Origin of the sequence: Streptococcus equinus (genome assembly GCF_049393805.1) — a bacterium.
GTDB lineage: Bacteria > Bacillota > Bacilli > Lactobacillales > Streptococcaceae > Streptococcus > Streptococcus equinus.
Genome location: NZ_CP185763.1, coordinates 1368528 through 1381361 on the forward strand (window position 1 = coordinate 1368528; position 12834 = coordinate 1381361).

At 37.8% G+C, this 12834-nt stretch carries 10 protein-coding genes; 8 read left to right on the plus strand and 2 right to left on the minus strand.

Annotated features, from left to right (window positions below; all coding sequences use genetic code 11):
• Positions 1–10: 10 nt before the first annotated feature.
• The 8 genes from nagA to ACN0NP_RS06860 all read left to right on the plus strand — a co-directional run bounded on the left by nagA (position 11) and on the right by ACN0NP_RS06860 (position 9800).
• Positions 11–1159, plus strand: coding sequence for an N-acetylglucosamine-6-phosphate deacetylase (nagA, locus tag ACN0NP_RS06825; RefSeq protein WP_423217006.1), 1149 nt, complete (start codon positions 11–13; stop codon positions 1157–1159).
• A gap of 349 nt (positions 1160–1508) precedes the next feature.
• The gene (gene glyQ, locus ACN0NP_RS06830; RefSeq protein WP_006531137.1) at positions 1509–2426 is read left to right on the plus strand and encodes a glycine--tRNA ligase subunit alpha; all 918 of its coding nucleotides are present in this window, start codon (positions 1509–1511) and stop codon (positions 2424–2426) included.
• The gene (glyS, locus tag ACN0NP_RS06835; protein WP_045798199.1) at positions 2426–4465 is read left to right on the plus strand and encodes a glycine--tRNA ligase subunit beta; all 2040 of its coding nucleotides are present in this window, start codon (positions 2426–2428) and stop codon (positions 4463–4465) included. The genes glyQ and glyS overlap by 1 nt, the downstream gene beginning before the upstream one ends.
• A 122-nt stretch (positions 4466–4587) precedes the next feature.
• Complete coding sequence (locus tag ACN0NP_RS06840) at positions 4588–4845, plus strand: DUF896 family protein (protein ID WP_024344626.1); 258 nt, start codon at positions 4588–4590, stop codon at positions 4843–4845.
• Between the two features lie 158 nt (positions 4846–5003).
• Positions 5004–6989: a transketolase gene (gene tkt, locus ACN0NP_RS06845; RefSeq protein WP_021141750.1), complete on the plus strand. Its 1986-nt coding sequence runs from the start codon at positions 5004–5006 to the stop codon at positions 6987–6989.
• A 143-nt stretch (positions 6990–7132) separates the two neighbouring features.
• The gene (locus ACN0NP_RS06850) at positions 7133–7426 is read left to right on the plus strand and encodes a bacteriocin immunity protein (RefSeq protein WP_423217007.1); all 294 of its coding nucleotides are present in this window, start codon (positions 7133–7135) and stop codon (positions 7424–7426) included.
• A 21-nt stretch (positions 7427–7447) separates the two neighbouring features.
• Entirely contained in the window at positions 7448–8179 is a 732-nt protein-coding gene (locus tag ACN0NP_RS06855; RefSeq protein ID WP_074534109.1) for an ABC transporter ATP-binding protein, read from the plus strand.
• Positions 8180–8183: 4 nt separating this feature from the next.
• Positions 8184–9800 (plus strand): ABC transporter permease, encoded by a 1617-nt coding sequence (locus ACN0NP_RS06860; RefSeq protein ID WP_423217008.1) that lies wholly within the window; start codon positions 8184–8186, stop codon positions 9798–9800.
• A gap of 59 nt (positions 9801–9859) precedes the next feature.
• Here the strand turns inward: ACN0NP_RS06860 and ACN0NP_RS06865 are convergent, their stop codons facing one another.
• Entirely contained in the window at positions 9860–11713 is a 1854-nt protein-coding gene (locus ACN0NP_RS06865) for a beta-glucoside-specific PTS transporter subunit IIABC (RefSeq protein WP_423217009.1), read from the minus strand.
• Positions 11714–11849: 136 nt separating this feature from the next.
• Positions 11850–12719: a MurR/RpiR family transcriptional regulator gene (locus ACN0NP_RS06870; RefSeq protein ID WP_423217010.1), complete on the minus strand. Its 870-nt coding sequence runs from the start codon at positions 12717–12719 to the stop codon at positions 11850–11852.
• Positions 12720–12834 lie beyond the last annotated feature (115 nt).

The window sequence follows — 12834 nt, forward strand, 5'->3', positions numbered from 1 at the left end:
GGCAATTCAAATGACAAAATACATAAAAGCAGATGAATTTTACTATCCTTACCATGTAAAAGGTGCGGGTTACCTTGCTATTGAAAATGATCGTTTCGGTGATTGGCAAGAAGAAGCACCACATGGCGCAGAAATTATAGATTATTCAGGTTTTAGTGTGGCACCTGGTTTAGTTGATACACACATTCATGGCTTTGCTGGTGTTGATGTGATGGATAACACCCAAGAAGCTTTTAAGACTATGAGTGAAGCCCTTTTGGGTGCTGGTGTGACAAGTTTCTTACCGACAGCCTTGACAGCTTCATTTGATACGCTTGACGATATTTGTCGCACAGCAGCAGATGTCGCAGGTCAAGAAAAAGGAGCACGCATTCAAGGACTTTTCTTTGAGGGACCTTATTTTACTGAAAAATACAAAGGTGCTCAAAATCCATCTTATATGAAAAATCCTTCAACTGCTGAACTCGATCAATGGTTGGAAAGTTCAAAAGGACTCTTGAAAAAAATTGCTTTAGCACCTGAACGAGATGAAGTCGAAGACTTTATCAATTATGCAAATGATAAAAATGTGATTGTGGCTCTTGGACACTCTGATGCGACATATAATCAAGCCGCAAAAGCAGTGGAAGCAGGAGCTTCTGTCTGGGTGCATGCCTATAATGGTATGCGCGGACTTAATCACCGTGAACCTGGTATGGTAGGTGCTGTTTATGAAATGCCAAATACTTATGCTGAGTTAATTTGTGACGGACACCATGTTCATCCATCAGCTTGTGACATTTTGATGCACCAAAAAGATCATGAACACGTGGTTTTGATTACAGATTGTATGAGTGCTGGTGGTCTTAAAGATGGTGACTACATGCTTGGTGAATTTCCTGTAACTGTTGAAAAAGGAACTGCACGCTTGAAATCAAATGGAGCTCTCGCTGGTTCAATTCTTCAGTTGAAAGATGCCGTTAAAAATGTGGTTAATTGGGGAATTGCTTCAAAAGCGCAAGCTATTAATATGGCAAGTCTCACAGCAGCAATTTCTGTTGGTATTGATGATAAATGCGGCCAAATTAAAAAAGGTCGTTTGGCAGACTTCATTGTCTTAGATAAGGATCTTGATTTACGAGCAACTTATCTTGGCGGACAAGAAGCTTGGAAAGCTTAGAAGATACAAAAAAGTTGGATTTGCAGTAGTAGGTTCAGCTTTTTTGATATTTACTAGACACTCAAATACATTTGTGCTAAAATAACTGGTGAAGAGAGAGGGCCTCATGGTGTTTCTTAGCGAGTCCGAGGTGGTGGAAGTCGGATGAAACTAAAATGAGTCGCTGGCGCTTTCGCTTAGCTAGTCTAAGTTAAAATCAGATAAATGAAGTAATAAAATAGGGTGGAACCGCGTTTTAACGCCCCTTATGAGGTATCATATGGGTGTGTTGGCGGTTCTTTTATTATGGGAACGGCTGAATTCCAGATGATACTTCGCCAATTAAGTTAAAAAAATAAGGAGTAGATGTATGTCTAAAAAATTGACTTTCCAAGAGATTATTTTGACTTTGCAACAATTTTGGAATGACCAAGGTTGTATGTTAATGCAAGCTTACGATAATGAAAAAGGTGCTGGTACAATGAGCCCTTACACATTCCTTCGTGCTATTGGTCCAGAACCATGGAATGCAGCTTACGTAGAACCATCACGTCGTCCAGCAGATGGTCGTTATGGTGAAAACCCTAACCGTCTTTACCAACACCACCAATTCCAAGTTGTTATGAAACCATCTCCATCAAACATTCAAGAACTTTACCTTGAATCATTGGAACGTTTGGGAATCAATACTTTGGAACACGATATTCGTTTCGTTGAAGATAACTGGGAAAACCCATCAACTGGTTCAGCTGGTCTTGGTTGGGAAGTTTGGCTTGACGGTATGGAAATCACTCAATTCACTTACTTCCAACAAGTTGGTGGTTTGCAAACTGGTCCTGTAACATCAGAAGTTACTTACGGTCTTGAACGTTTGGCATCTTACATCCAAGAAGTTGATTCTGTTTATGATATTGAATGGGCTCCAGGTGTTAAATACGGTGAAATTTTCCTTCAACCAGAATTTGAACACTCAAAATACTCATTTGAAATTTCTAACCAAGATATGCTTCTTGAAAACTTTGAAAAATTTGAAACAGAAGCAAAACGTTGCTTGGAAGAAAACTTGGTTCACCCAGCTTACGACTACGTTTTGAAATGTTCACACACATTCAACTTGCTTGATGCGCGTGGTGCAGTTTCTGTAACAGAACGTGCTGGTTACATTGCTCGTATCCGTAACTTGGCTCGTGTCGTTGCGAAAACATTTGTTGCTGAACGTAAACGTCTTGGTTACCCATTACTTGACGAAGCAACACGTGAAAAACTTTTGAAGGAGGATGCTGAATAATGGCTAAAAATTTACTTGTAGAACTTGGTTTAGAAGAATTACCAGCTTATGTTGTTACTCCAAGTGAAAAACAACTTGGTGACCGTATGGCAGCATTTTTGAAAGAAAAACGCTTGGCATTTGAAGGCATTCAAACTTTCTCAACTCCACGTCGTTTGGCTGTACGTGTTCTTGGTCTTGCTGATGCTCAAACTGATTTGACAGAAGATTTCAAAGGTCCTTCTAAAAAAATCGCTTTGGATGCTGATGGTAACTTTACAAAAGCTGCACAAGGTTTTGTACGTGGTAAAGGTTTGACAACTGATGACATCGAATTCCGCGAAGTCAAAGGTGAAGAGTATGTTTACGTTACAAAACATGAAGCAGGAAAAGCTGCTAAAGAAGTTCTTGTAGACATTCCAGAAATCTTGTCAGCAATGACTTTCCCAGTAAACATGCACTGGGCAAACAATACTTTTGAATACATCCGTCCAGTTCACACATTGACTGTCCTTCTTGATGATGAAGCTCTTGACCTTGATTTCTTAGACATTCACTCAGGTCGTGTGAGCCGTGGTCACCGTTTCCTTGGTCATGAAACAGAAATTGCTAGCGCTGATTCATACGAAGAAGATTTGCGTAAAGTCTTTGTTATCGCAGATGCTAAAGAACGTCAAGACATGATTGTTAACCAAATCAAAGCTATCGAAAAAGCTGAAAACGTTCGTGTTGAAATCGATGATGAATTGCTTAACGAAGTTCTTAACTTGGTTGAATACCCAACTGCTTTCATGGGTAGCTTCGATACTAAATATCTTGAAGTTCCAGAAGAAGTGCTCGTTACTTCAATGAAAAACCACCAACGTTACTTCGTTGTTCGTGACCTTGATGGCAACTTGATGCCAAACTTCATCTCAGTTCGTAACGGTAACGAAAAACACATCGAAAACGTCATTAAAGGTAATGAAAAAGTTCTTGTTGCTCGTTTGGAAGATGGAGAATTCTTCTGGCGTGAAGACCAAAAACTTAAAATTGCTGACCTTGTTGCTAAACTTGACAACGTTACATTCCACGAAAAAATTGGTTCACTTTCAGAACACATGAGCCGTAGCAAAGTGATTGCTGCTTACCTTGCTGAAAAAGCTGGCGCTTCTGCTGAAGAAAGCAAAGCACTTGCACGCGCTGCTGAAATCTACAAATTTGACCTATTGACTGGTATGGTTGGTGAATTTGACGAATTGCAAGGTATCATGGGTGAAAAATATGCCCTTCTTGCAGGCGAAGATGCCGCAGTAGCTACAGCTATTCGTGAACACTACCTTCCAAATTCAGCTGAAGGTGATCTTCCAGAAACTAAAGTTGGTGCTCTTTTGGCACTTGCTGATAAATTGGATACAATCTTGTCATTCTTCTCAGTTGGTTTGATTCCATCAGGTTCAAACGACCCATACGCTCTTCGTCGTGCAACAGCTGGTGTGGTTCGTATCATGGACGCATTTGGATTGAAAATTCCAATGGACGAATTGATTGATAACTTGTATGCTTTGTCATTTGACAGCTTGACTTATGAACACAAAGCAGAAGTTATGGACTTCATCCGTGCTCGTGTTGAAAAAATGATGAGCAAATCAGTTTCTAAAGACATTAAAGAAGCTGTTCTTGCTGGTTCAAACTTTGTTGTTGCTGAAATGCTTGAAGCTGCTGATGCTCTTGTTGAAGCAAGCAAAGCAGAAGGTTACAAATCAGCAGTTGAAAGTCTTTCACGTGTCTTCAATCTTGCTGAAAAAGCACAAGCAGGTGTAGCAGTTGATGCAAGCTTGTTTGAAAATGACGAAGAAAAAGCCTTGGCACAAGCTGCAGCAGACTTAAACTTGGCTGGCTCTGCTAGCGATAAATTGGCACAATTATTTGCCCTAAGTTCAGTTATTGACAAATTCTTTGACAATACAATGGTTATGGTAGATAATGAAGCTGTTAAAAACAATCGCTTAGCTATCCTTGCTGAATTGACAGCAAAAGCAAGCAGCGTTGCCGCATTTAACAAATTGAATACCAAATAAGCTTAAGAAATCTACTCTTTGAGTAGATTTCTGACTTATATCAGACTTTATGAGAAGTTTTGGTAAATTATAGAAAGGAATAACGTTTCAAATATTATTTGGGCGTTTGGTGAGTCTTACTCATGAATGAAAAAAAGATTCAACGTATTAATGAACTTGCACGTAAGAAAAAAACAGTTGGCTTGACTGGTGCAGAAAAAGTTGAACAAGCTAAATTGCGTAAAGAGTATATCGAAGGTTATCGTCATTCACTTCTTCACCACATCGCAGGTATTAAAATTGTCGATGAAAAAGGAAATGATGTAACTCCTGAAAAACTCCGTCAATTGCAACGCGAACGTGGTTTGCATGGTCGCAGCCTTGACGATCCAAATTCATAAAAAACATAAAGCTCAGCTATAAATGCTGGGCTTTATTGTTTAGGAAAATGTTTACAAAAAACCAAATAATAATTTAATTTAAAAAGTCAAGTATTTTATGTTATAATAGAATCCGAACAATAATACTTTAAGTCCTTAAAAACAGAAAGGTTTCACTCATGACATTTGATGCTATTGATCAATTGGCAGTTAACACTGTCCGCACGCTCTCAATTGATGCCATTCAGGCAGCCAATTCTGGTCACCCAGGTCTTCCAATGGGAGCTGCACCTATGGCTTATGTTCTTTGGAATCATGTAATGAACGTTAATCCAAAAACAAGCCGCTCTTGGTCTAACCGAGATCGTTTCGTACTATCTGCAGGTCACGGTTCTGCACTTTTATACAGTCTTCTTCACCTATCAGGTTATGATGTGACTATTGATGATTTGAAAAACTTCCGTCAATGGGGTTCAAAAACACCAGGTCACCCAGAAGTAAACCACACAGACGGTGTTGAAGCAACAACTGGACCTCTTGGTCAAGGTATTGCTAATGCTGTTGGTATGGCAATGGCAGAAGCTCACTTAGCTGCAAAATTTAACAAACCTGGTTTTGATATTGTTGACCACTATACATACGCTTTGCATGGTGATGGATGCTTGATGGAAGGTGTCAGCCAAGAAGCAGCAAGTCTTGCTGGTCACTTAAAACTTGGTAAATTGGTTCTTCTTTATGATTCAAATGACATCTCACTTGATGGTCCAACATCAAAAGCTTTCACAGAAGATATCAAAGGTAAATTTGAAGCTTACGGATGGCAACACATTCTAGTTAAAGATGGTAATGACCTTGAAGCAATTGCTAAAGCTATCGAAGAAGCAAAAGCTGAAACAGAAAAACCATCTATCATTGAAGTTAAAACAATCATTGGTTTTGGTGCCGAAAAACAAGGTACATCAGCTGTCCACGGTGCACCTCTTGGTGTTGACGGAATTGCTTATGCTAAAAAATCTTATGGTTGGGAATATCCAGAATTCACAGTTCCAGAAGAAGTTGCAAAACGTTTCGAAGTTGGTATTAAATTCCGTGGTGAAGCTGCTCAAAACGCATGGGAAACTAAATTCCGTGAATACGAAGCTGCTTACCCAGAATTAGCTGCTGAATATAAGGCTGCATTTGCTAACAAACCAGTTGACGTAAAACTTGAAGACTTTGAAATCGGAACTAGCCTTGCTAGCCGTTCATCAAGCCAACAAGCTATTCAACAAATCTCAGCACAAGTTCCATCATTCTGGGGTGGTTCAGCTGACCTTTCTGCATCAAATAATACAATGGTCAAAGTAGAATCTGATTTCCAACCAGATAACTACCTTGGTCGCAACATCTGGTTTGGTGTACGTGAATTTGCCATGGCAGCTGCTATGAATGGTATTGCCCTTCATGGTGGTACTCGTGTTTACGGTGGTACATTCTTCGTATTCTCTAACTACCTACTTCCAGCTGTTCGTATGGCAGCTCTTCAACAATTACCAACTGTTTATGTCATGACTCACGACTCAATCGCCGTTGGTGAAGATGGTCCAACTCACGAACCAGTTGAACAATTGGCTAGCGTTCGTTCTATGCCAAATCTTAACGTTATTCGTCCAGCTGATGGTAACGAAACAAACGCTGCATGGAAACGTGCTCTTGCTGAAACAAACCGTCCAACAATGCTTGTCTTGACTCGTCAAAATCTTCCTGTTCTTGAAGGAACAAAAGAATTGGCAGAAGATGGTGTGAACAAAGGTGCTTACATCCTTTCAGAAGCTAAAGGTGACCTTGACGGTATCCTTATTGCTACTGGTTCTGAAGTGAAATTAGCTCTTGATACTCAAGCTGCTTTGGAAGCTAAAGGTGTTCATGTTCGTGTGGTTTCAATGCCAGCACAAAACATCTTTGACGAACAAGATGCAGCTTACAAAGAAAGTATTCTTCCAGCTAACGTTACAAAACGTTTGGCAATTGAAGCTGGCTCAAGCTTTGGTTGGGGCAAATACGTTGGTCTCCAAGGTAAAACTCTTACAATCGATACTTGGGGAGCTTCTGCACCAGGTGCTAAAATCTTTGAAGAATATGGATTCACAGTTGATAACGCTGTTAGCCTTTTCGAATCTTTATAATCAATTATAAATAATCTAAAAAGCCCTTGCTCAGCAAGGGCTTTTTTGTTATTTGTTGACAAAAAATGTGATAAACGGTAAGATATTGTAAAAGGTAATTGTGTTAATTTAATAGTACAAAATTGAGGAGAAGGTGAGGTTCGATGGAAGAGCGATGTGGTAAATTGTATAAGGCAATAAAAGTAGCTTATGAAGATATGAGTGTGCGTCAGAATGTTGAATTGTCTAAAATTTTACTGTCTGCCTCTAATGAAATCATTAAAAGTGATGATGCTGGATTGTCTGCCATGCACTTAGAGCATGAACTAAATCTTTTTTATGCTCACAATGATTTTCAATTACCTCGAGGTGTTTTGAATTTGAAAGATTTAACTCACAAATGGGCAGCGGACTATTATGAAAAAAAGGAAGTTTCAAAGTGGATAAAGCCACTTTGAGGATATTTAGGGGGAAATAAAATGATTCGTTTTGAACATGTTTCAAAATTATATGGAGATAAGGAAGCACTTAGTGACCTTAATGTAACTATTGAGAACGGTGAGATTTTTGGTCTTATTGGTCACAATGGTGCTGGGAAAACAACGACTATTAGTATTTTAACCTCAATTATTGAGGCTACTTACGGTGAGGTTTTTGTAGATGATTTGGCTTTGTCAGAACATCGTGATGAGATTAAAAAACGTATTGGTTATGTTCCTGACTCACCAGATTTATTTTTGAATTTGACGGCGAGTGAGTACTGGCATTTCTTAGCAAAAATTTATGGTGTGGATGAAGCAAAAGTTGAAGAACGTATTGACCGTCTGTCACACCTATTTGATATTTCTGAACATGTTGATGAATTGATTGAAAGTTTTTCACATGGTATGCGTCAAAAAGTGATTGTCATCGGAGCTTTGATTTCAAATCCAGATATTTGGATTTTGGATGAACCATTGACAGGACTTGACCCACAAGCAGCTTTTGATTTGAAAGAGATGATGAAAGAGCATGCGCGTGGTGGCAATACAGTGCTTTTCTCAACACACGTTTTGGCAGTTGCTGAACAATTGTGTGACCGCATCGGCATCTTGAAAGAAGGAAAATTGATTTTTGTTGGCTCATTGGAAGAGTTGAAAGCGAACCATCCTGATAAAGATTTAGAAACGATTTACCTTGAACTTGCAGGACGTAAGGCAGAAGAGGTGTGAGTGTATGAACTGGTCAATTATTTGGGAACTTGTTAAGATTAATATTCTTTATTCAAATCCACAAAACGTTACTGCAGTTAAACGAAAACAAGAGAAAAATCCGCAGAAGAAAATTTCGGCATATAAGAGTGTTATTCGTCAGCAAATTTTTCTAGTTCTTTTATTTGCTGTGATTTACGTTTTTATGTTTGTTAGTCTGAATTTCAAATATTATCCTGGATATTTTACATTTTACACTGCCATCTTTTTTATCATGGCTACCTTGAATGCTTTTTCAGCGATATATAGCATTTTTTATGAAAGTGATGATGTGAAGCTTTATGCACATTTGCCGATAAAATCTAGTGAACTTTATTTGGCAAAAGTGATTTCAAGTTTTGGAATGGGACTGACTTTCTTAACGCCACTTTTATCTTTATTTTTCATAGCTTACTGTCAATTGGCTGGGCTGGTAGTTGCAATTCCAATGACGGTAGTCGCATTTCTGATTTTGTTTGCAACGTCAACTGTCCTTGCACTTTATGCCAATAGTTGTCTTGGTGGGATTATTGTTCGAAGTCAGCATCGTAAGCTTATTTCTACTATTTTGATGTCTTTTTCAACAATTGGTGCAGTAGCTGCTATTTTGTATATGAATGTCATAAACAGTAAAAATATTGGTGATGAGCAAGTAAAACTTCTTGACCGTCCGATTATTCCATACTTTAGAGGATTTTATGATATTGTCAATGCACCGTTTAGTTTGACAACTGTTCTGAATTTTTACTTGCCATTGGCTCTTCTTATTGGCTTAATTATCGGAATTGTTAAATGGGCAATGCCAAATTATTATCAAAATACCTTGTATGCAAGACCTAATAAGCAAAAGACTAAAAAGAACGTTAAGACGTGTTCAAGAAAATCTTATTCTTTGAATAATATGATGATTCACCATCATGTATCAACACTGCAAAATGCAACTTTGATCAGTCAGACTTATCTCATGTCACTGATTTATGTGGTGATTTTCTTAACACCAGTGCTGGTAAATGGCATCAATCTTTCTAATGTATTAAGCGATTATTTCGGAATTTCAATGCTTGTTGGGGTTATTTTGGGAAGTAACTGTGCTACACCATCAACGTTTCTTGGTGTAGGAATTTCACTTGAAAAAGAGAACTATCACTTTATTAAATCACTTCCTTATCCTTTCAAGAAGTTTTTAACTCAGAAATTTCTTGTTTTGGCAGCTCTTCAAGCCTTTGTCCCTGCGATGGTTTATTTGATTGTTGGCGCCTTTCTTTTGAAACTTAAACCACTTTTGATATTGGGCTTTTTACTTGGTTTGCTTATGATGATTAGCATCCAAGGGCAGTTGATTTACTGGCGTGATTATAAAAATCTTAATTTGCTTTGGCAAGATGTGACACAACTCTTTAGTCGTAATTCTGGTCAATGGTTAACGTTTGGAATGATGATGGGCTCATATATCATTGGAGGTGGGCTTGCACTAGGCTTGGTCATTATTGGTAATGTTATTCATCAAGTACAATTGATTAATATGACTTTAACACTTGTTCTTGTTTTGCTCGCAGCAGCAATCCAAGTATTGATTAGCCTGAAGTTTTGGAAGAAACTATAAAAACCTAAGCCAAAAGCCTAGGTTCAATGAAGACTAAGAACAAAAATGTTCTAGTCTTTTTATTTTTCTAATTCAATAATCAAATCACCTGCTTTACTGAATTGATTATCGTGTTTTGTAATAGTTTTGTATTGTGATGTATTGGTTACAACAACCATTGTCTGAGTTGAGTATCCAGCTTTTTCAATAGCTTCTTTGTTAAAAGTGAGTAACTTTTGGCCGCTTGTAATACGGTCACCTTGTTTAACAAATGTTTTGAAACCATCTCCTTTTAGGTCGACGGTATTGATACCAACATGGATGAGGATTTCAGCTCCGCTATCAGAGATGATTCCAATAGCGTGTTTGGTTGGAAATAGAGTTTCAACTTTTCCGTCAAATGGAGCTACAATTTCAGTTGTTTCTGGCATGATTGCAACACCTTCTCCCATGATTTTTGAGGCAAAGACAGCATCAAGTGCTTTTTCAATAGGTAAGATTTCACCAGATAGTGGAGATAGTACTTCTTGACCAGTAATAACAGGAGATTCAGATTTATTTTGGTCATTTAAAGTAGTATCTTTTTCAAAATATTTTGCTAAAACAAAAGTGATGATGGCAGTAGAAATGATGCTAATGATGATAGCGACAATGATATTATAAAAATAAGTCATAGTATTATCGCCAATATAAAGAAGAATCGCAGGAAGTCCAGATGAACCTGTCGCAAATCGATGGGCATGTGTGAGTCCTGCATAAAGTCCGCCAAGTCCCCCACCAATCATTGAAGCGATGAGTGGATAACGTTTTGGAAGATTGACACCATAAAGAAGAGGCTCAGTAATTCCCATGTAGGCTGTGATAGAACCAGGAATAGCTGTTTCTTTAGTAGTTTTGTCTTTTGTTACAAAGGCAATCACTGCACCAGCTGTTGCTTGTGCCATATTTGAACAGACGCAGCCAGGACCAAAGATGGAATCATAACCCAGTTGAGACATTTGCATGATTCCAAGTGGGGCAACGCCATTGTGAATACCAAACATTACCATGATTGGTAAAAATGCTCCAATGATTAAAGCGGGTGCCCAACTTGCATTTTCTGCTAAGAATGTAAATACAGTTGCAAGATAATTTCCTAAAACAGCCCCAATTGGACCAAGAATTGAGAAGGCTAAGGTTCCCATGATAAGGAAGGTTAACATTGGAACAAAGACAAGGTTAATTGCTTTTGGAATGTATTTATTTAAAAACTTTTCAACATAAGATTGAACAAAAATGATAAGAATGATGGGAATAACGCTTGAACCATAGCTAGCTAGTGTAAATGGAATGACGTTAAAGAAGTTGATAGCGTCTCCAGCTGTAACAAGAGCTGACCAGTTTGGGTGTAAGAGCATGGCAGCAACACCTGCAGCTAAAATAGGGTTACATTTGAGTTTTTGTGCTTGTGTAAAAGCTATGAGAATTGGCAAGAAGTAAAATACACCATCTGCAAATACATTAAGCATGTAATAGGTTTGTGAATCTGAGGTGATGATGTTAAAAACAATAAGAAGTGCTAAAACTGCTTTTACCATACCAGCTCCAGAAAGGGCGGGGATAATTGGTTGGAAGGTTCCTGCTACAAAATCGATAATGGCATCAAAAACGCCTTTCTTTTCTTGGCTAGTAGTATCTTGTGATATCTCGACTAATTTTTCAATTTCTTCAAAGACACTAGCAACATGTGTACCAATGACAATTTGATATTGACCAGCATTGATAAGAACTTTGGTAATACCATCTAATTCTTCAAGAGCTTCGGTATCAGCTTTTAAGTTATCAACAAGTGTAAAACGTAGCCGTGTTTGGCAATGATAAACATTAGCTACGTTTTCTTTGCCACCAATTAATTTAATAATTTGAGTAGCTAACGCTTGATATTCTTTTGACATAGTTTTGTCTCCCTTTTATATTTTTCGAGATAAGATTACCATAGCTAGAAAGCCCTTTCAATGGATAGAGAGAAGAATGAAAAAAGGTTTCAACTTTTGTAAAAGGAAACCTTGAATGATGAAATTTTATTTCGACTTATGGTTGTTTGTTTTGACGACCGCTTTCTAGAAACTCTGCCATTTTTTGCTTATAGGCAAGATTTGCATCGTAGTTTAATGAAAAATAGGCTGCGTAGAGGACATTAAGAATAAATAAAATAGATTCTTCAGATGCAAAGCCAGAAATCTTTCCAACAATTTGTTCACGACCGGATATAGGAAGTACGATATCACAAAATTGAGCTAAAGGAGATTTTTCTTGGCTAGTGATAGCAAGTGTAGTGACTTCGCTGTATTCAAGATGTTCGAGTAATCGAGGAGGAAATTGGAGAAGTTTACCAGAATAAGAAATGAGTATAGCCAAATCATCTGAGGTTAAAGATAATGAGGCAAGCCCCATTTCGTCATTACGAGGAACCTCAATAGATTTGCCGATACCAGCCATGCGTCTTCGAAAAACTTCCGCCAATATGTTATTTGGGCTAATACCAAAAATAACAATACGCTTTGCTTTTTTGATAGAATAAGCTGCTTGAGTAAGCAAATTATCATCTAGTAAGGCTAAGCTGTCTTCAATACTTGCTATTTGAAGTTGCGCAATTTTCCCAGCTAAAGTAAGATTGTCATCGTTTTTGGTAAAGGGGATATCGGGATCAACATTGGAAAAGTATTGGCTTTCTTTATAGATTTCTTCCATTAGAGGTACTAGAAATTCTTTCCAACCAGAAAATCCAAGAGATTTAGCGAAGCGGACTAAAGATGATTTTGAAATGTAAGCTTGATTTTGAATATCATCAAGTGTTAAATGAGCTAGTTCTAATTTGTGGGTCAAAATAAAATTAGCAATGTCTTTTTTAGAATCTTTTCGTGTATTAGCCAGATGTTCAATATCTTGTAAAAGTGTCATGAGACTTCCTTCCTAGTGAAATTTTATTTCAGCTCTTTTGGCATAATTGATTAAAAATGAAATCTTTTGCCAAGTCGTTTTTGGCTTATTGAAGCTGTTTTTGAGAAATGTTAAA

Coding starts and splice junctions, on each gene's coding strand:
- ACN0NP_RS06855 (WP_074534109.1), top strand. CDS start 7,448: ATGATTCGTTTTGAACATGTTTCAAAATTATATGGAGATAAGGAAGCA.
- ACN0NP_RS06850 (WP_423217007.1), top strand. CDS start 7,133: ATGGAAGAGCGATGTGGTAAATTGTATAAGGCAATAAAAGTAGCTTAT.
- tkt (WP_021141750.1), top strand. CDS start 5,004: ATGACATTTGATGCTATTGATCAATTGGCAGTTAACACTGTCCGCACG.
- ACN0NP_RS06860 (WP_423217008.1), top strand. CDS start 8,184: ATGAACTGGTCAATTATTTGGGAACTTGTTAAGATTAATATTCTTTAT.
- ACN0NP_RS06840 (WP_024344626.1), top strand. CDS start 4,588: ATGAATGAAAAAAAGATTCAACGTATTAATGAACTTGCACGTAAGAAA.
- nagA (WP_423217006.1), top strand. CDS start 11: ATGACAAAATACATAAAAGCAGATGAATTTTACTATCCTTACCATGTA.
- glyS (WP_045798199.1), top strand. CDS start 2,426: ATGGCTAAAAATTTACTTGTAGAACTTGGTTTAGAAGAATTACCAGCT.
- ACN0NP_RS06865 (WP_423217009.1), bottom strand. CDS start 11,713: ATGTCAAAAGAATATCAAGCGTTAGCTACTCAAATTATTAAATTAATT.
- glyQ (WP_006531137.1), top strand. CDS start 1,509: ATGTCTAAAAAATTGACTTTCCAAGAGATTATTTTGACTTTGCAACAA.
- ACN0NP_RS06870 (WP_423217010.1), bottom strand. CDS start 12,719: ATGACACTTTTACAAGATATTGAACATCTGGCTAATACACGAAAAGAT.